This is a genomic window from Roseovarius sp. E0-M6, from assembly GCF_037083845.1.
In the GTDB taxonomy this organism is placed as follows: Bacteria; Pseudomonadota; Alphaproteobacteria; order Rhodobacterales; family Rhodobacteraceae; genus Roseovarius.
The window spans coordinates 445,485-461,250 of record NZ_JBAPLA010000001.1; the positions used below are offsets into that span (position 1 = coordinate 445,485).

Genomic DNA, 15,766 nt, shown 5'->3' on the forward strand with positions numbered 1-15,766 from the left:
CAATGTTCAGTAGGCGCGGGTCAAGCGCATATTGTAGTCTTTCTTCGACGCCTTCCGCTTGCTGACTGCGGCCCATGTCTTTTGGAATGTAAGCCGGAAGCTTGTCCTGTATTCGCTGCGCAACTGGATGTCGTCAGAGGCCAGAAGCGCGTCACCGTCGGATTTTCCCTCGACCTCTATCTTCCAGTGATACTTTTCGTTGTCCGGCACATATTCGGCCAGACCGATGGCCCATGCCTTGCTTGAATAGTAGATTTCATAGCTTTGATAGGCTTCGTCCGCGCCGTTTTTCGGATAGCGGATGCGCACGATGTCACCGACATTGAGCGTCTCGCCTTCCCCGTCGTTTGATTTGCGCGAGATCTGATACGGGGGCGTGCCGCTGGTCGAGACCGAGACGTAGGGGTATTTTTTGCTGCCGTCAGGTTCGGTCATTTCTTCCCAAAGCTCCTTGGATATGCCCTTGGGGCGGCTGGCGGAAGGTTCGTCGAAATACTTTCCGCTGAGCGGAAAGGCGACCCGGTAGGTGGCGCCAGCGATGATCTGTTCCTTAAGCGTGGCGCGCACCTCGGTCACGAGCTGGCGGAAGTGGGCGGGGGGCAAGAGGCGCTTGTCGTCGATATCGCCGGGGGTTTTGTAACTGTCGAGATCCTTCATGAGCGCATAGTGCTCGCGCAGGGCGGTGATCGCATCGGGCACGTCCGCCTCAAGGGCTTTGAGTTTGTTCTCGCCCGCTTCGGTGATCGTGCAGGTTTTTGATTGGACAAGGGCCCGGATGGACACCACGCTGTCGAGAATATCTTCGTATTCCGCCGCGCGCTCGGCCAGCGCGGTGACCTTTTCGGCGGCCTCCGCGACCATCTTCTCCACGATCATGAGGTCTGGATTGACGTCGCTATAGACTGTCGCCTCGGCGCCGATAGGGCAGGGGCTCTTTTTGACGTCCTGTTCGAATTTGTTCAGATATGTCGTGATTTTCTCGATCGCATCATCAAGATCGTCAGAGTTGAAGCTGGGGACATCCGGAACCGCCGCGACGAGGAACTTCTCGATATGGACCGAGGCGTGTTCATCCACCTCGGCCATCTTGCGCTTGAGCTCGGCCAGGAAAGTGGTGGTGACGATTTCGCCCTTGCTGCCTTTCAGTTTGCCCATGAGGCTCTCGGCGGCGTCGGTCGTGTGATACTGGATGTTGATCGAGATGAAGAGTTCGCCGCCCTTGTGGACCTTCGAGATGTAGTAGGCGCCGAAATCCTTGTGAAACTGGTTCCAGTTGCCATTCTGGATGTAGTCTTTCGCCGTCTTGTTGAAGTCAATCTTGCCCTCGCCGTGGATAAGACACTCGTTCTCGACGAAGCAATGCGCGTAGGCCGCGATGCGGACCGAGGTTTCCGAGCTTTTGAAGGTGTTGAGCATCTCGGCCGCGACGCTGTTTTCCGGGTCTTCCACCAGAAGGGCCTGCTCGAAGCTGAGGTTGACGCTGTGATCCTTCGTCAACTCGCTCTTGTTTCGGACCACGGTCATGTAGCCGTTGAAGATGGGGGTGCCATCAGGCGGGCCGGGCCTTGGGTCTTCGAACGGCTGCTTGCGCGGTTCATCATGCAGGATGTCATGCCCGGACGCGGCTTTGTAGTCGTGATCGTGGTAGGATTGAACGTGGATCGGAGAGGGCAGGTAATCGGACGCACCGGGAGCGTTGGATGTCATATCAATATCCTTTGAAAAATTCTGAAAATATCGGGAGACACGGCAAAGGTTTACTACGGCACAATAGGTGCAGGCTACGTTTATAGTTGACGTAGGGTCAATAGATTAAGCGAGGCCCTGCCTAAGCCCGATAACTCATGAGCAGCCGGGCAGATATGGGTCGGTCCTATCTCGCTTGTGCCGCCAGCGCGGTTGCCAGATCGCCATAGCCGGTGAAGCGGTATTCATAGTCGAGCCCCAGCCTTGCCGCGCATTCCTCGGCCTTGGCCCGGAGCGCCGGGTCGTCGGTCTGGGCCTGATAGACGAGCTTGGTGTAGTGGCCGAAGATCATGTCGCGAAGCTCGGGGTGTTTGTCGAGCCCCATCGGTTTCCACACGAAGGCATCGAACTGTTTGACCAGAAAATCGGTCAGATAGAACGCCGTGATTTCATCCGCGTGGGCGGCGAAAGCATCATTACCTTCGAAAAAGGAATAGCAGTGGGGCCCCGCGATCATCTCAACCCCAAGCTCGGCGCATTTCGCCTCGAGCAGGCCACCGGTGCCACAATCGGCATAGACCACGAATATCGTCTCATACCTTTCGTGATTTTTACGAACCGTGTCTTCGACCGCCTCGACGATCTTTTCGGGATAGAGGTGATACTTCGCGGGCAGGCATTGCAGCACCATGTGATCCCAGCCGTTGGCCTTTTTCAACGCGAGGATTTCGCGCGCCAAGGCACCGCAGGCCACCAGAAGGATGCGGCCACCGCCGGATTCCGTGAAACCGGCCTCGGTCAGTTTCTCATCAGGGGGTAGCAAGGCGCACCGCCGTGCCGTAAGCCACCAGTTCCGACGCACCGCGGGTGATCGCGGAGGTTTCCAGCCGCACCGCCACGACCGCGTTCGCGCCAAGGACCTTCGCCTCTTTGAGCATCCGGTCGATGGCTTGTTCGCGCGCGCCGGCGATAAGCGAGGAATAGCCCTGAAGCTCTCCGCCCACGATCTGCTTGAGCGCCGCGACGATATCGGTTCCCACATGTTTGGCGCGCACCGTTGAGCCGCGCACGAGGCCGAGTGTCTCGACGATGTCGCGGCCCGCGATTGTCGGAGTTGTCACATAGAGCATGTCAGTGTTCCATCTTGTCGTAATGATCGTCTTCGGCGTTGCCAACGCGCTCGGCGATGATGCGAAAAACGACATATCCCACCAGCGCGGCGGGGATCAGGACCAGCCACCCGAAGGGCAGGCTGAACGATGCGGCGATGAGCGTGCCGACCCAGACCGTCGCCGCGGCGGCGGCCATCACGCAGACGATGATGAGAACGAGCTTGTCCAAAGGCATGATACGATTCCTCCGCCCTTCTAGATATACACGCATGCGCCACAAAAAAACCCTGCCGTGGCCGGCAGGGTTCTGATCGTCCATGTCGGCAACGGAGTCAGCCCGTAGCGCCCTGATTGTGCTTGCGACCGCAAAAGTCCTTTGCCGTTTCCACCGCAACGGCGGCGTCGCGGCAATAGGCGTCGGCGCCGATGGCCTTGCCGAACTCTTCGTTGAGCGGCGCGCCGCCGACCAGCACGATATAATCATCGCGCAGGCCTTGTTCGACCATCGTGTCGATAACCACCTTCATGTAAGGCATCGTGGTGGTCAGCAGGGCCGACATACCGAGGATGTCGGGCTTTTCAGTTTCGAGCGCCTCGAGATAGTTCTCGACCGGGTTGTTGATCCCGAGATCGACCACTTCGAAGCCGGCTCCTTCCATCATCATTGACACGAGGTTCTTGCCGATATCGTGGATGTCGCCTTTGACCGTGCCGATGACCATCTTGCCGACGCGGGGCGCGCCGGTTTCGGCCAGAAGCGGTTTGAGGATGAACATGCCACCCTTCATCGCGTTGGCAGCGAGGAGCACTTCGGGAACGAAGAGGATCCCGTCGCGGAAATCCTTGCCGACGATGGTCATGCCACCGACAAGCGCCTTGGTCAGAATGTCGTAGGGTGCCCAGCCGCGTTCGAGAAGGATGTTCACGCCTTCTTCGATCTCTTCCTTGAGACCGTCGTAAAGATCGTCGAACATCTGCTGGACAAGTTCTTCATCGTCCAGTTCCGAGAGGATGATGTCGTCTTCTTCGTCTGACATGAGCGGTTATCCTGATTCTGGGGCGCAAGCACGCGCAGTGTATATCGCGTCACGTTTCGTCAATTTGCCTGTCTGCGACTGTCCAATTACCGACACTTGTCGCAATGGCTGCGACTTGTCACGCGCAAACATGGCAGTTTGAGTTGGGAAATTTGCATGATTATAATGCAGTTATTGCATGTGTTCCCTAAATGTTCTTATATCGGGCCATGTCCAGTGCCACAGTTGATCCAGAATTGAAGCGTCGGGGCCGCGGCGCGACCAGCAATGCCGTTGGCCGGTTCGAGAGTGTCGCACGGCACTTTGAGGACGATGGATGGGACCGCGCACCCGAGGCGCGGGTTCTGCGCACCACGACAAGTGTTGAGCGACCGCGCAGCATCATCAGCTACAACCGGTCGCCCGACCTTCCCTTTGACCGGTCGATCAATCCCTATCGAGGCTGTGAGCACGGCTGCATCTATTGCTTCGCACGGCCAAGCCATGCGTGGCTTGGCCTGTCGGCGGGGCTTGATTTCGAAACCCGCCTGATCGCGCGGCCCGATGCGGCCGAGGTTCTGAGGCGGGAATTGTCACAGCGGCGCTACGAGGTTGCGACCATCGCGATGGGCACCAATACGGACCCGTATCAACCGATCGAGCGCGCGCATGAAGTCGCGCGCAACTGTCTTCAGGTTCTTGAGGAGTTCGGCCACCCGTTAGCCGTCGTCACAAAAGGCGCGTTGATCGAGCGGGACATCGACATTCTATCGCGTATGGCCGAACGGGGATTGGTGCGGGTCGGTATATCGGTGACGACGCTCGACCCTGCGCTGTCGCGCAAGATGGAGCCGAGGGCGCCCGCACCGGCCCGGCGCCTTGCCACCATTGCCCGGCTGAATGCTGCGGGTATCCCGGTGCGCATCATGACCTCGCCAATCGTCCCGGGCCTGACCGATCACGAGCTTGAGGCGATGCTGAGCGCGGGGCGCGATGCCGGGGCCAGCTCGGCAAGTTGGATCATGCTGCGGCTGCCACGCGAGGTTTCGCCGCTTTTTCAGGAGTGGCTTGAGACCCATGTGCCGGATCGTGCGGATCGAGTGATGGGGCTCGTCCGTCAGATGCATGGCGGCAAGGACTATGACGCGAACTGGGGGCGGCGGATGCGGGGCACGGGCCCCTATGCGAAACTGATAGCGGCCCGTTTCGAGGTGGCGCGGCGTCGGCTGAAGCTTGCTGCCGCTTTGCCTCCGCTCCGCAGTGACCTGTTTCGTGTGCCGCCAAAGGCGGGTGATCAGATGGAGCTTTTCCCGGCCTGATATGCCCGGTCAGCGTTTTGGCGGCTTGGCCCACCAGGCAAGACCGAAAAGCGTCGCAACGGTGAGTCCGGGGATAATCAGGAGGATGGTCGCGTCTTCTCCCCGAAGGGTCCAGGGTGCGTTGATCCGGCACGTTTCCGACCCGGAGCTTTCGAAGCCGCAGGCGAGGCCGTGGAGATAAAGATAGCCATAGACCCACAGGCCAAGCGCCGCGAGACCTAGAAGCAGGAGGGCGATGAAGAGGGCCCGGCGCATGCCGCTCAGCCCCGGCGGCGCCCGCGTCGCTTGCGGGTTGGTGCGGCGTCGTCTTCGCCTGTGCCGTCAGCATCCGACGAGAAGGCGCCAAGCCGGGCTACAATCTCTTCGAGCGCGGGAATGTCGCCTTTGGGCCGGGTTTCCAGCGCCTCGCGCATTTTCGAGAGATGTTCCGGCATGGTGCCACAGCACCCACCAATGATCCGCGCGCCGGCATCGCGCGCGAGGCAGGCATAATCCGCCATGAGGTCGGGGGTGCCATCGTAATGGATGTGACCGTCAACGTATTTCGGAATGCCAGCGTTGCCCTTGGCGATGATCGGCCGTTCGGTGCCTTGCGCCACAAAGCCCAGAACGGTGCGCATCAGGTCCGAGGCGCCGACGCCGCAATTGGCTCCGAAGGCCAGCGGCTTGTGATCAAGCTTTTCGACCATTTCCGCCAGATCGGCCGAGGTGAACCCCATCATGGTGCGCCCGGCGGTGTCAAAGCTCATGGTGCCGCACCATGGCATGTCGGCAAGGCGGAATGCCTCGGCGGCTGCGCGGTATTCCTCGGGGGCCGAGATGGTTTCGACCCAGACCACATCGGCGCCACCTTCCTTCAGGCCATCGGCCTGTTCGTGGAATTGCTCGACCGCGATCTCGTGGGTGAGGTTGCCGATCGGCGCCATGATTTCACCCGTGGGGCCCACGGAGCCGGCGACGACGACCGCGCGGTCGGACCGGTCGGCCACATCACGGCCGAGTTCCGCGGCGACGCGGGACAATTCACGCACGCGCTTTTCCGCGCCGTGAAGTTTGAGCCGTGAAGCGGTGCCACCGAAGGAATTGGTGAGGAACAGGTCGCTGCCTGCATCGACGGCCAACTGATAGAGCTTGCGGATGCGGTCAGGGTGATCGACATTCCACAATTCGGGTGCATCGCCGGACTGAAGCCCCATGTTGAAGAGGTTGGTGCCGGTTGCACCATCGGCGAGAATCCAGTCACGCGTGTCGAGAAGATCGCTTAGTGAAGTGCCCATATACCTGTCCTGCCGAGTGTCGAAGGGTTTGGTCTTCTTTTTTCACGTTCGCCGTGGCGGGGCAATTCCATAATCCTCATGATCATGGTGAAGGACGCGGGTGTAAAATGCGCGCGCGGCCCGCATGCCATTGCGGGTCCGCCCCCGAATTCGGGATGCGGACGCCCTTCCGGCAGGGTTCAAAAGGCAAGGCGCAGGGCGCCCGCGGATTATTCCTGCTCTTTGATCAACTGGACTTTGGCCACGCTGATGAGTTCGTTCATCTTGGCGCGGATCGTGTCCGGGTCGGCGCGATCACCCAGATCGGCGGCGACCTTGCGCACCACGTCCTCGTGGCCGGCTTCCTCGAAATCGGCCTTGACCACCTCGCGTGCGTAGGCGTCGGCGTCGTCGCCGGTCTTGCCCATCAGTTCGGCGGCCCAAAGCCCCAGAAGCTTGTTGCGCCGTGCCTCGGCCCGGAACTGCATTTCCTGATCGTGGGCATATTTGTTCTCGAAGGCGTTCTCGCGGTCATCGAATGTCGTCACGGGGCTGCTCCCTTTGCGTCGTGCTGTTGGCTGCTTCTCCAGATATGACGCCAGAGGCCGCCTCGCACAAGACCCCAAGGCTTGTTGACAGGCCTCCGAGACGCTCCCGCCATCTTGCAGCACAACCGCCCTTGCACTAAGGAAGGCGGTAATCGCCGGGGATTCCCCGGAGCCGACCGACGGAGTGGACATGGCGCGGCGCAAGAAAATTTACGAAGGCAAGGCGAAGACCCTGTACGAGGGCCCCGAACCGGGGACGATCGTCCAATATTTCAAGGATGACGCCACCGCCTTCAATGCCGAAAAACGGGACGTGATCGAAGGCAAGGGAGTGCTTAACAACATCCTGAGCGAATACTTCATGACCGGCCTCAACAATGTCGGCATCCCCACGCATTTTCTCAAGCGTCTGAACATGCGCGAACAGCTTGTCCGCGCCTGTGAGATCGTGCCGCTTGAGGTGATCGTGCGCAACTTTGCCGCAGGGTCGATGGCCAAGCGGCTGGGCATGGACGAGGGCACACAGCTACCGCGCCCGATTGTCGAATACTGCCTCAAGGATGATGCTTTGGGCGATCCGCTGGTCACCGACGAGCATATCGCCGCCTTCGGCTGGGCCAGCCAGCAGGACATGGACGACATTCTGAGTCTCGCGCTCAGGGTAAATGATTTCATGAGTGGCGTGATGTTCGGCGTGGGTATCAAGCTTGTTGATTTCAAGATCGAGATCGGTCGCGTCTATGACGGCGATTTCATGCGCCTTATCGTGGCCGATGAGATAAGCCCCGACAGCTGCCGCCTATGGGATATCGAAACCGGTCAGAAGCTTGACAAGGACGTGTTCCGCCGCGATCTGGGCAGTCTCACGGATGCCTATACCGAGGTGGCCAAGCGGCTGGGCGTGATGCCCAAAGGGGTGACGCCGATGGCGAAGCCCACGCTGATCAACTGAGCCTGCGTCCCGCCGGGCTTGGGCAAGAAATCTGCGGTGGGGCCCACCGCGCAATCTGGGGATGAGCAGATGAAAGCACGCGTGCATGTCATGCTTAAGAACGGCGTTCTCGATCCGCAGGGCGAGGCGGTGCGCCACGCGCTGGGAAGCCTTGGCTTTGACGGGGTCGAAGGGGTGCGTCAGGGTAAAGTGATCGAACTGGATCTTGCGTCCGGCACGACAGAGGCCACGGTGCGCGAGATGTGCGAGAAGCTGCTCGCCAATACCGTTATCGAAAGCTACCAAATCGAGATGGTCGGCTGATGCTGGCGGCCCGCCTCACTGGCTGGCGCACGCCGCTTGAGGTGACCGAGACGCCCGCCCCCCGGGCGCCCGAGGGTGGTGTCGTGCTGCGGGTGCTGGCATGTGGTGTCTGTCGCTCGGATTGGCATGTCTGGACAGGCGCGGACCCCGACGTGGCGCTTCCGCATATTCCGGGGCACGAATTCTGTGGAGAGGTGATTGCGGTCGGGCCGGGTGTGCGGCGTTGGCGCACGGGTGACCGGGTGATCGCGCCTTTCATCCTTGCCTGTGGTCAGTGCCATGACTGTGCCGCCGGACATCAGACCATTTGTGCCGATCAGGCACTTCCGGGGTTCACTCAACCCGGTGCTTTTGCCGAGCAGGTGGCCGTTCCCTTCGCCGATGCCAACCTTGCCGCGCTGCCCAATGGGATCGCGCCGGATCTGGCCGCGGCTCTGGGCTGTCGGGCGACCACCGCATGGCAGGCGCTCACCGGACGGGCCAAGCTTTGCGGTGGCGAATGGCTCGCCGTGTTCGGGGCCGGTGGCGTGGGCCTCTCGGCGCTGTTGCTGGGGCGTGCGCTGGGCGCGCGGGTTGCGATGGTCGATGTGGTGCCAGAGCGGCTGAGTTATGCGCGTGATCTGGGCGCCGATGTCACCATCAATGCCAACGAAACGGACGCCCCACGCGCTGTGCGTGAGGCCACCGGCGGCGGCGCACATGTCGCGATAGAGGCGCTGGGCATTGCCGAGACCACCGAGGGCGCGCTCTTGAGCCTGCGCAAGCTGGGCCGCATGGTGCAGGTGGGTATGCCCGCGGGCGATCATGCGCGAATGACCCTGCCGATGGACGCCGTCTATTCAGGTCAGCTTGCGGTATATGGCACACGGGGCATGCCCAGCCATCGCTACCCCGATCTCTTCGCGCTCATGGCCGGGGGACATGTGGACCTGTCGCCGCTGATCGCGCGGCATGTCGCGCTTTCCGATGCCACCGCCGAGCTTGCGGCTTTTGACGCGCCCGCCGCGCCGGGCGTCGCTGTCATAACCGATTTTCTGCACTGAAGGAGCCTCTTCCCATGCACGCAGCCATTATCGTTTTCCCCGGATCGAACTGTGACCGTGATCTTGCCGTGGCCTTCGAAAAGGCCGGCGCCAAGGTGTCGATGGTCTGGCACAAGGATACCGCGCTTCCTGATGGGGTTGATCTGATTGGCGTTCCGGGCGGGTTTTCGTTTGGGGACTACCTTCGTTGCGGCGCGATTGCCGCCAATTCGCCCATCTGCCGCACGGTCAAGGCACATGCCGACAGGGGTGGATATGTCCTGGGTGTTTGCAACGGATTTCAGGTCCTGACCGAGACGGGGCTTTTGCCCGGTGTCCTGTTGCGCAACGCGGCGCTGAGATACATCTGCAAACCCGTGAACCTTCGGGTTGAAACTGCGCAAAGCGCGTTCACCGAAGGCTATGAAAAGGGCAGCACGATCACGGTGCCCATCGCCCATCATGATGGCAATTATTTTGCCGACGACGAGACACTGACACGTTTGAATGCCGAGGACCGCGTGGCCTTCCGGTATGTGGAAAACCCCAACGGGTCGCGCGACGACATCGCCGGTATCCTGTCAGAGAATCGTCGGGTTCTGGGTATGATGCCGCACCCCGAGCGGATGGCCGAGCCGGCGCATGGCGGCACTGATGGGGCGGCGATGTTCCGCGGCCTCGTAGGTGCGCTTGCCAAGGCGTGACGCCGCCGTTGTCCCGCACGTTCTGGAAACCTGTCGCACCCGTCCTGCGAATTGCTGTAGTATGCCGCCCATGACGATGAGCGCTGAACCGGTGACACGCAAGAAAACGCGCACGACAGGCTGGCGTGTAAGGCTGGCCCTTGTCGTTTTGACCGCGCTGGCCGTGGTTACGGTGATCGTGACCAACCGCCTGTTGACCGACCGGTTCACCGAAACCACACGCAACCGGGCCGAACTTCGGCTGGTGCTGTATTCCGGCAACCTTCTGAGCGAGCTGCGGCAGAATGCCATCGTGCCACAGCTTCTTGCGCGGGATCCTACGCTGATCACGGCCCTCAATTCCGGCGATTATCAGCAATCGACTCAGCGGCTTATCTCGTTTCTGGACGAAATCGGGGCGGCGTCGCTCACCTTGCTCGACCGGGACGGGCGCAATGTGGCGTCGACCAACCGCAAATCCCTTGGGGGATCGCACAAGCAAGCGCCTTACTTTGTCGATGCAGTGCGTTCGAAAGACACTGTTTTCAAGGTTTTGCAGCGGGAAACCGGCCGATATGATTTCTATTACTCGCGCCGGATCGAAAGCCAGGGGAGCCTTGTCGGAGTGATCCTCGTGGAGGTTGACCTTGCCAAGTTCGAACGCGCTTGGGCCGGGATATCGGATGCCGTTCTGGTTACCGATTCCGAGGGGCGGATCATTCTTTCGACCGAACCGCGCTGGCGTGGCCTCACCGAGGCCGAGGCGCTGGCCCGGCAAACGCCCCTTGGTGCAATCGAGCGGGCTATTCAGGCGACCGCAGACTGGACCGCACTTCCCGCCGATGCCTATCTGAGGGGCGAGGCCGTGATGCGCGTGGAGGGCCGGGTCGCGTTCCGGGGGTGGCGGATCGCGAGTTTCACCAACTATGCGAGCGTGCGGGAAAAGGTGAACGGCTTTCTCGCGCTCGAGATCATGGGGTTTGCGATCTTTCTTGCGCTGGCCTTCTATTTCCTGAACCGCAAAACTGCGGTGCGGGCGGCGCTGTTTCAGCGCGAGTCGGCAGAGCTTCGCGCATTGAACGCCCGCTTGCAGCGGGAAATCGCCGAACGTGAACGGGTTCAGGAGAACCTGGCCGTGGCCGAACAGACGCTGGCGCAAAGCTCGAAACTGGCGGCGCTTGGTGAGATGTCGGCGGCGGTCAGCCACGAGTTGAACCAGCCGCTTGCCGCGATGAAGACCTATTTGGCCGGTGCGCGGCTTCTGCTTAACCGTAACCGCCCTGACGAGGCCCTTTCGTCGTTTCAGCGGATCGACGACCTGATCGGTCGGATGGGCGCGATCACCCGTCAGCTCAAGAGCTATGCGCGCAACGGCGGAGACCAGTTTGCCCCTGTAAACATGGCCGATGCGATCAATTCTGCGCTGGGGCTGATGGAGCCGCAATTGCGCCAGAGGCATGTGCGGATCACCCGGACATTGCCGGATCATCCGGTGATGGTGATGGGCGACCGGGTGCGTATCGAGCAGGTGATGATCAACCTTTTGCGCAATGCGATGGATGCCACACAAGGGGTCGAAGACGCACGTATCGACCTGCTTCTTGCCGCAGGCGAGACCGCAACCCTGACGGTGCGCGACAACGGTCACGGAATTCAGGATATCGACAACCTCTTCGAGCCCTTCTACACCACCAAGGCCCCTGGCGACGGTGTCGGGTTGGGGCTTGCCATTTCGTCGGGCATCGTCAACGACCTAGGAGGTCGCCTGACGGCGCGGAACGCCGCGGACGGGGGGGCTGTATTCGAGATGCAACTGCCTATCTTGCCAGAAGAGACGCGAGCAGCGGAGTAGACCAGATATGCCCAAGGCCATGAAAATTGCCATCGTGGACGACGAAAAAGACATGCGGCAGTCGATCAGCCAGTGGCTGGCGCTGTCCGGTTACGACACCGAGACCTTCGCCAGCGCCGAAGACGCGCTCAAGAAGCTGGGTCCTGATTATCCCGGTATCGTGGTGAGTGACATCAAGATGCCCGGCATGGACGGGATGCAGTTTCTCAAGAAGCTTATGGGCGCGGATTCGACCCTGCCGGTGATCATGATCACAGGGCATGGCGATGTGCCCATGGCCGTCGAGGCGATGCGTGTGGGGGCCTTCGATTTTCTGGAGAAACCCTTCAACCCGGACCGCATGAACGAACTTGCCAAGAAGGCGGCCAATGCCCGGCGGATGACTCTGGACGCGCGTGCGCTCAGACGCGAGTTGTCCGACGGCGGGCAACTGATCAAAAAGCTTATCGGCTCGAGCCCGGTGATGGAACGTCTCAAGGAGGACATCCTCGATCTGGGGCAGGCCGATGGCCATGTCCTGATCGACGGCGAAACCGGCACCGGCAAGACGCTCGTGGCGCATGCGCTGCATGCGGTGGGGGCCCGCGCGGGCAAGAAATTCGTGCTCGTCTCCTGTGCCGCGTTCGAGGAAGACACGCTGATGCGGCGGCTTTTCGGGCCGATGCAGCCCGACGACACCCGGCTACCGGCAGTCGAGGAGGCGCGGGGCGGCACACTCGTGCTTGAGGATATCGAAGCCCTGAGTGATACGGCGCAGGCAAGGCTTCTGACCTTCATGAATGACGAAGGCACGCCGCCCGAGACGCGCATCATCGCCATTTCCAACCTTCAGGACGAAGGCCGCACCAGCGAAGACGCGCTCCGCTCGGACCTGTTTTACCGACTCGCCAGCCTGCGGATCACTGTGCCGCCACTGCGGCAGCGGGGCGAAGATATCCTGACGCTTTTCACCCGGTTCGCCGATGAGTTCGCCGACGATTACGGCTGTGACGCCCCGCAGGTGAGTGCGCAGGAGGCGGCGCAGCTTTTGCAGGCACCGTGGCCGGGCAATGTCAGACAGCTTTTCAACGTGGCCGAGCGCGCGGTGCTGCAATCGCGGCGCGGCAGTGGCACCATCGTGTCGCTGTTGATGTCGGACCATCAGGAGATGCAGCCGGTGATGACCACCGAGGGCAAGCCGCTCAAGGAATATGTCGAAGCGTTCGAGCGGATGCTGATCGACAACACGATGCGGCGCCACAAGGGCAGTATCGCCAGCGTCATGGACGAACTGTGCCTGCCGCGCCGGACCCTGAACGAGAAGATGGCGAAATACGGGCTGCAACGGTCGGATTACCTCTGACCGCTTTGCCGCGTGGCCCGTGGCGCTATAGATCGTCGAGCCAGATCGGATTGGTCCAGGCGCGGTGCCCTGCGCGGTCGATCACCGTGACGCGGAGCCACGGGCTGTTGGCGAAGCGATCAAGACGCAGGCGCGCGCTGGTCATAGATGTGCCGTGAGTGGCCTGCGCCGCCGATCCCTGACCCGCCACGATGAGTGCGGACGCGGCCGAGCATTCGACAGCGATGTGATTTTCCTCGATCCTGACCGAATGAAGTTCGGGGCCTTGAGAGGAATAGAAATCACCGGCCTTGAGCGCGGTCAAAAGCTGATCCGGGTCGTTCTGTTGCGCCTTGACCATGACCCAGCCGCCGAAATGATCGGGTTCCGAGAAATGCGCATCATCGGTGGCACAGAGGGTGAGGCGACGGCCCTCGGTCAGCAACAGATCAAGCGTGTGGAGCCCGTCAGGACGGTCGCAGCCCGTGGCACAACCGTGATTGTAGATTTCGACCGCGTGTGCGGCCTCGATACTGCGCGCATCCGCAAGCGTGAGCCCTGACCATTGCGGGTGCGCAATGGCCACGAAGGCACCCGCGTCGCGCGCACGCGCGGCAATCTCGGGGCCGGTTTCCTGTCCGTCCACAGGCAGGAACGAGGGTGAGTCGGGCGGCGCGAAATCCGCCGGAAGCCCCACGGCGAGGATGTGCCAAAGCTCTCCGTTTTCCTGAGCACCGGAATGCAGTTCCGCCCCGAGGATCGTGGTGAAGCTCTCGTCGCGAAAGGGCAGTGTGTCGGTCACGGGAAATCGGTACTGGCCGAGAAAGTGATCCGTGAGGGCGATGAAATCATAGCCCTCGGCGCGGTAACGGCGGCAAACCTCGTCGGGGTCAAGCACGCCGTCCGACCGCGTCGAATGGGTGTGCAGGTTGCCGCGCCAGAACCGGCCGGGGGATGTGAATGCACTGAGCTCCATGAGGCGCGTCCTTTTATGCCTGATAGGTGATCTGCCCGTTGCAGATGGTCGTGATGGGGCTGGCTTGGGCCACTTCGTCGGGCGCCAGCATGTCGAGGTTGCGTGACATGATCACGACATCTCCGAACAAGCCGGGCATCAACTGTCCTTTGCTGTTTTCGCTGAACTCGACCCAGGCGGCGTCGCGCGTATAGGCGGCCAGCGCCTCGTCCAGGGTTTGACGCTGATCGTGGCCCCAATCCTCGCCCAGAGCATGCGGGGCGATGGCCCCCTGAATTGTTGGCATCACCGGCACCGGGACCACCGGCCAGTCGGTCGAGAAAATGAGATGTGCGCCACTGTCGCGAATTTCGCGCCATGCGAAGGCGTGGGGCCGCTGATGAGGGTGCAATGTCTCACCGGGTCCGTAGGCCGGAAAAAACCCCGCGCGCGGCGAATGTAGCGGCTGCATCGAGGCCACGACGCCGAGCTTGGCAAAGCGCGGAAGATCGTTGGGGTGAAGCGATTCGATATGCTCGATCCGGTGGCGGCTGTCGCGCGGGCCGTTGACGCGCGCGGCATTCTCGTAGGCGTCAAGCACTTGCCGCACCGCGCCGCACCCGACACAATGGACCGACACCTGAAGGCCCATTGCATCGGCCCGCGCAACAAGGTCATTCATGTGATCGGGGGCGAAAATCTGTTGCCCGGTGCCCGGATGGTCCGGGTAGGGCTCGGTCATCAGGGCGGTGCCACTGTCGAGCACGCCATCGGCAAACAGCTTGAGCCGCCGCGACCAGAGCCATTCAGAGGCATAGCGCCCCATCTCATGTGCTTCCTCGATGCGAGTGACCGGATCGACATTGGTGATGTGCAAAGGCACCTCGCCGCGCACGATGCGGTGGCCGTCGTCCAGAAGTTCTTGAAGCAGTTCAAGCTGATAGAGATTTCCATCCATGTTGTGAAAGCTGGTGATGCCGTTCTGTGCCAGATGCTTGAGACCGCGCAGTATCGCGGCCTTGTCCTTGGCCCGCGCGGCAGCATCAGGGCGCGGTTGTGGGTCGCGTCCGACCGTCAGGCCAAGATATTCGCGCCCGCCGGTGGGCATATGCGCCAGAAGTGGCTGAAACGCCGCGAACTCAAAAAGCGCGCCGGTGGCGGTTCCGTCGCTGGCCATTTCCACCGTGCTTCCGGCGGGCATGTCCGCCCCGTGCAGAAGGTCGGCCATCTTGAGCGCGGCGGTATTGGCCCAGACCGTATGGTGATCGGCGGCCATGATCGCCAGTGGCCGGTCCGCGATGATCGCATCGAGTGCGTGCCGCGTGATCGGGGCGCCGCCAAGCAATGTGTATTCGGTGCCGACCCCGAAGATCAGAGGCATATCCGGCTCTTGAGCGGCGCGCTCACGGATCAGGGTCGCCGCGCTCTCCGCGGTCGAGATCCCGGCGAGATTGAGAAGGTCAAGTTCAACCGCGCCGCTAAAGAGGTGAATGTGACTTTCGATGAAACCGGGCAGGACGGTGCCGCCCTGCGCATCGATCATCGTCGTCTCGGGCCCTGCCAGCGCGGTGATCTCATCCTCATCCCCAACGGCCGTGATGCGCCCGCCACTGATGGCCAGCGCGCGGGCCGTGGGCTGTGCCGTGTCAAAGGTCTTGAGGTGGCCGTTGATGATGATGAGGTCGGCTGACATGGCGTGAATGCTCCTTCTTGACGCGTCAGGACGCACTGTGCTGCGCGC

17 protein-coding genes are annotated in these 15,766 nt (G+C 61.5%); 7 read left to right on the forward strand and 10 right to left on the reverse strand.

Annotated elements, in window-relative coordinates; translation table 11 throughout:
- Positions 1–6: 6 nt before the first annotated feature.
- The 5 genes from V8359_RS02290 to V8359_RS02310 form a co-directional block, all read right to left on the reverse strand.
- Complete coding sequence (locus tag V8359_RS02290) at positions 7–1,707, reverse strand: hypothetical protein (protein WP_336427081.1); 1,701 nt, start codon at positions 1,705–1,707, stop codon at positions 7–9.
- A 166-nt stretch (positions 1,708–1,873) separates the two neighbouring features.
- Positions 1,874–2,509 carry a DUF1638 domain-containing protein gene (locus V8359_RS02295; RefSeq protein ID WP_336427082.1) on the reverse strand — a complete coding sequence of 212 codons (636 nt, stop codon included), beginning with the start codon at positions 2,507–2,509 and terminating at the stop codon, positions 1,874–1,876.
- On the reverse strand, positions 2,496–2,816 hold the full coding sequence (locus V8359_RS02300) for a YbjQ family protein (protein ID WP_336427083.1): 321 nt from the start codon (positions 2,814–2,816) through the stop codon (positions 2,496–2,498). Before V8359_RS02300 ends, V8359_RS02295 begins: the two co-directional genes overlap by 14 nt.
- Before the next feature lies 1 nt (position 2,817).
- Positions 2,818–3,033: a hypothetical protein gene (locus V8359_RS02305; protein ID WP_336427084.1), complete on the reverse strand. Its 216-nt coding sequence runs from the start codon at positions 3,031–3,033 to the stop codon at positions 2,818–2,820.
- Positions 3,034–3,130: 97 nt separating this feature from the next.
- Positions 3,131–3,835: a corrinoid protein gene (locus V8359_RS02310; protein ID WP_336427085.1), complete on the reverse strand. Its 705-nt coding sequence runs from the start codon at positions 3,833–3,835 to the stop codon at positions 3,131–3,133.
- Between the two features lie 209 nt (positions 3,836–4,044).
- Between V8359_RS02310 and V8359_RS02315 the strand changes: the two genes are divergently transcribed.
- Positions 4,045–5,133 (forward strand): PA0069 family radical SAM protein, encoded by a 1,089-nt coding sequence (locus V8359_RS02315; protein WP_336427086.1) that lies wholly within the window; start codon positions 4,045–4,047, stop codon positions 5,131–5,133.
- Positions 5,134–5,142: 9 nt separating this feature from the next.
- On the opposite strand, the gene V8359_RS02320 is transcribed toward V8359_RS02315, so the two are convergent.
- The 3 genes from V8359_RS02320 to V8359_RS02330 all read right to left on the reverse strand — a co-directional run bounded on the left by V8359_RS02320 (position 5,143) and on the right by V8359_RS02330 (position 6,937).
- Entirely contained in the window at positions 5,143–5,388 is a 246-nt protein-coding gene (locus V8359_RS02320) for a methionine synthase (RefSeq protein WP_336427087.1), read from the reverse strand.
- Between the two features lie 5 nt (positions 5,389–5,393).
- Entirely contained in the window at positions 5,394–6,410 is a 1,017-nt protein-coding gene (gene bmt / locus V8359_RS02325; protein ID WP_336427088.1) for a betaine--homocysteine S-methyltransferase, read from the reverse strand.
- Between the two features lie 209 nt (positions 6,411–6,619).
- Positions 6,620–6,937, reverse strand: a complete 318-nt coding sequence (locus V8359_RS02330) for a DUF1476 domain-containing protein (RefSeq protein ID WP_336427089.1) — start codon at positions 6,935–6,937, stop codon at positions 6,620–6,622.
- A gap of 190 nt (positions 6,938–7,127) precedes the next feature.
- On the opposite strand from V8359_RS02330, the gene purC reads away from it, so the two are divergent.
- The 6 genes from purC (at position 7,128) to V8359_RS02360 (ending at position 13,091) form a co-directional block, all read left to right on the forward strand.
- Complete coding sequence (purC, locus tag V8359_RS02335) at positions 7,128–7,889, forward strand: phosphoribosylaminoimidazolesuccinocarboxamide synthase (protein WP_336427090.1); 762 nt, start codon at positions 7,128–7,130, stop codon at positions 7,887–7,889.
- A gap of 69 nt (positions 7,890–7,958) precedes the next feature.
- The gene (gene purS / locus V8359_RS02340; RefSeq protein ID WP_336427092.1) at positions 7,959–8,192 is read left to right on the forward strand and encodes a phosphoribosylformylglycinamidine synthase subunit PurS; all 234 of its coding nucleotides are present in this window, start codon (positions 7,959–7,961) and stop codon (positions 8,190–8,192) included.
- The gene (locus tag V8359_RS02345) at positions 8,192–9,235 is read left to right on the forward strand and encodes a zinc-dependent alcohol dehydrogenase family protein (RefSeq protein ID WP_336427093.1); all 1,044 of its coding nucleotides are present in this window, start codon (positions 8,192–8,194) and stop codon (positions 9,233–9,235) included. Before purS ends, V8359_RS02345 begins: the two co-directional genes overlap by 1 nt.
- A 14-nt stretch (positions 9,236–9,249) precedes the next feature.
- Positions 9,250–9,918 (forward strand): phosphoribosylformylglycinamidine synthase subunit PurQ, encoded by a 669-nt coding sequence (gene purQ, locus V8359_RS02350; protein WP_336427094.1) that lies wholly within the window; start codon positions 9,250–9,252, stop codon positions 9,916–9,918.
- Between the two features lie 61 nt (positions 9,919–9,979).
- Positions 9,980–11,749: a sensor histidine kinase gene (locus tag V8359_RS02355; protein ID WP_442970303.1), complete on the forward strand. Its 1,770-nt coding sequence runs from the start codon at positions 9,980–9,982 to the stop codon at positions 11,747–11,749.
- A gap of 7 nt (positions 11,750–11,756) precedes the next feature.
- Positions 11,757–13,091 carry a sigma-54-dependent transcriptional regulator gene (locus tag V8359_RS02360; RefSeq protein ID WP_336427096.1) on the forward strand — a complete coding sequence of 445 codons (1,335 nt, stop codon included), beginning with the start codon at positions 11,757–11,759 and terminating at the stop codon, positions 13,089–13,091.
- Between the two features lie 25 nt (positions 13,092–13,116).
- Here V8359_RS02360 and V8359_RS02365 read toward each other — a convergent pair whose 3' ends face one another.
- Positions 13,117–14,046 (reverse strand): PHP domain-containing protein, encoded by a 930-nt coding sequence (locus V8359_RS02365; RefSeq protein WP_336427097.1) that lies wholly within the window; start codon positions 14,044–14,046, stop codon positions 13,117–13,119.
- A 13-nt stretch (positions 14,047–14,059) separates the two neighbouring features.
- Positions 14,060–15,718, reverse strand: a complete 1,659-nt coding sequence (locus V8359_RS02370; RefSeq protein WP_336427098.1) for an amidohydrolase — start codon at positions 15,716–15,718, stop codon at positions 14,060–14,062.
- Between the last annotated feature and the right edge of the window lie 48 nt (positions 15,719–15,766).

Bases quoted from the DNA above. Each gene is read 5' to 3' on its own strand.
- V8359_RS02290 (WP_336427081.1), bottom strand. From the start codon at position 1,707: ATGACATCCAACGCTCCCGGTGCGTCCGATTACCTGCCCTCTCCGATC.
- V8359_RS02300 (WP_336427083.1), bottom strand. From the start codon at position 2,816: ATGCTCTATGTGACAACTCCGACAATCGCGGGCCGCGACATCGTCGAG.
- V8359_RS02305 (WP_336427084.1), bottom strand. From the start codon at position 3,033: ATGCCTTTGGACAAGCTCGTTCTCATCATCGTCTGCGTGATGGCCGCC.
- V8359_RS02310 (WP_336427085.1), bottom strand. From the start codon at position 3,835: ATGTCAGACGAAGAAGACGACATCATCCTCTCGGAACTGGACGATGAA.
- V8359_RS02315 (WP_336427086.1), top strand. From the start codon at position 4,045: ATGTCCAGTGCCACAGTTGATCCAGAATTGAAGCGTCGGGGCCGCGGC.
- V8359_RS02320 (WP_336427087.1), bottom strand. From the start codon at position 5,388: ATGCGCCGGGCCCTCTTCATCGCCCTCCTGCTTCTAGGTCTCGCGGCG.
- bmt (WP_336427088.1), bottom strand. From the start codon at position 6,410: ATGGGCACTTCACTAAGCGATCTTCTCGACACGCGTGACTGGATTCTC.
- purC (WP_336427090.1), top strand. From the start codon at position 7,128: ATGGCGCGGCGCAAGAAAATTTACGAAGGCAAGGCGAAGACCCTGTAC.
- purS (WP_336427092.1), top strand. From the start codon at position 7,959: ATGAAAGCACGCGTGCATGTCATGCTTAAGAACGGCGTTCTCGATCCG.
- V8359_RS02345 (WP_336427093.1), top strand. From the start codon at position 8,192: ATGCTGGCGGCCCGCCTCACTGGCTGGCGCACGCCGCTTGAGGTGACC.
- purQ (WP_336427094.1), top strand. From the start codon at position 9,250: ATGCACGCAGCCATTATCGTTTTCCCCGGATCGAACTGTGACCGTGAT.
- V8359_RS02355 (WP_442970303.1), top strand. From the start codon at position 9,980: ATGCCGCCCATGACGATGAGCGCTGAACCGGTGACACGCAAGAAAACG.
- V8359_RS02360 (WP_336427096.1), top strand. From the start codon at position 11,757: ATGCCCAAGGCCATGAAAATTGCCATCGTGGACGACGAAAAAGACATG.
- V8359_RS02365 (WP_336427097.1), bottom strand. From the start codon at position 14,046: ATGGAGCTCAGTGCATTCACATCCCCCGGCCGGTTCTGGCGCGGCAAC.
- V8359_RS02370 (WP_336427098.1), bottom strand. From the start codon at position 15,718: ATGTCAGCCGACCTCATCATCATCAACGGCCACCTCAAGACCTTTGAC.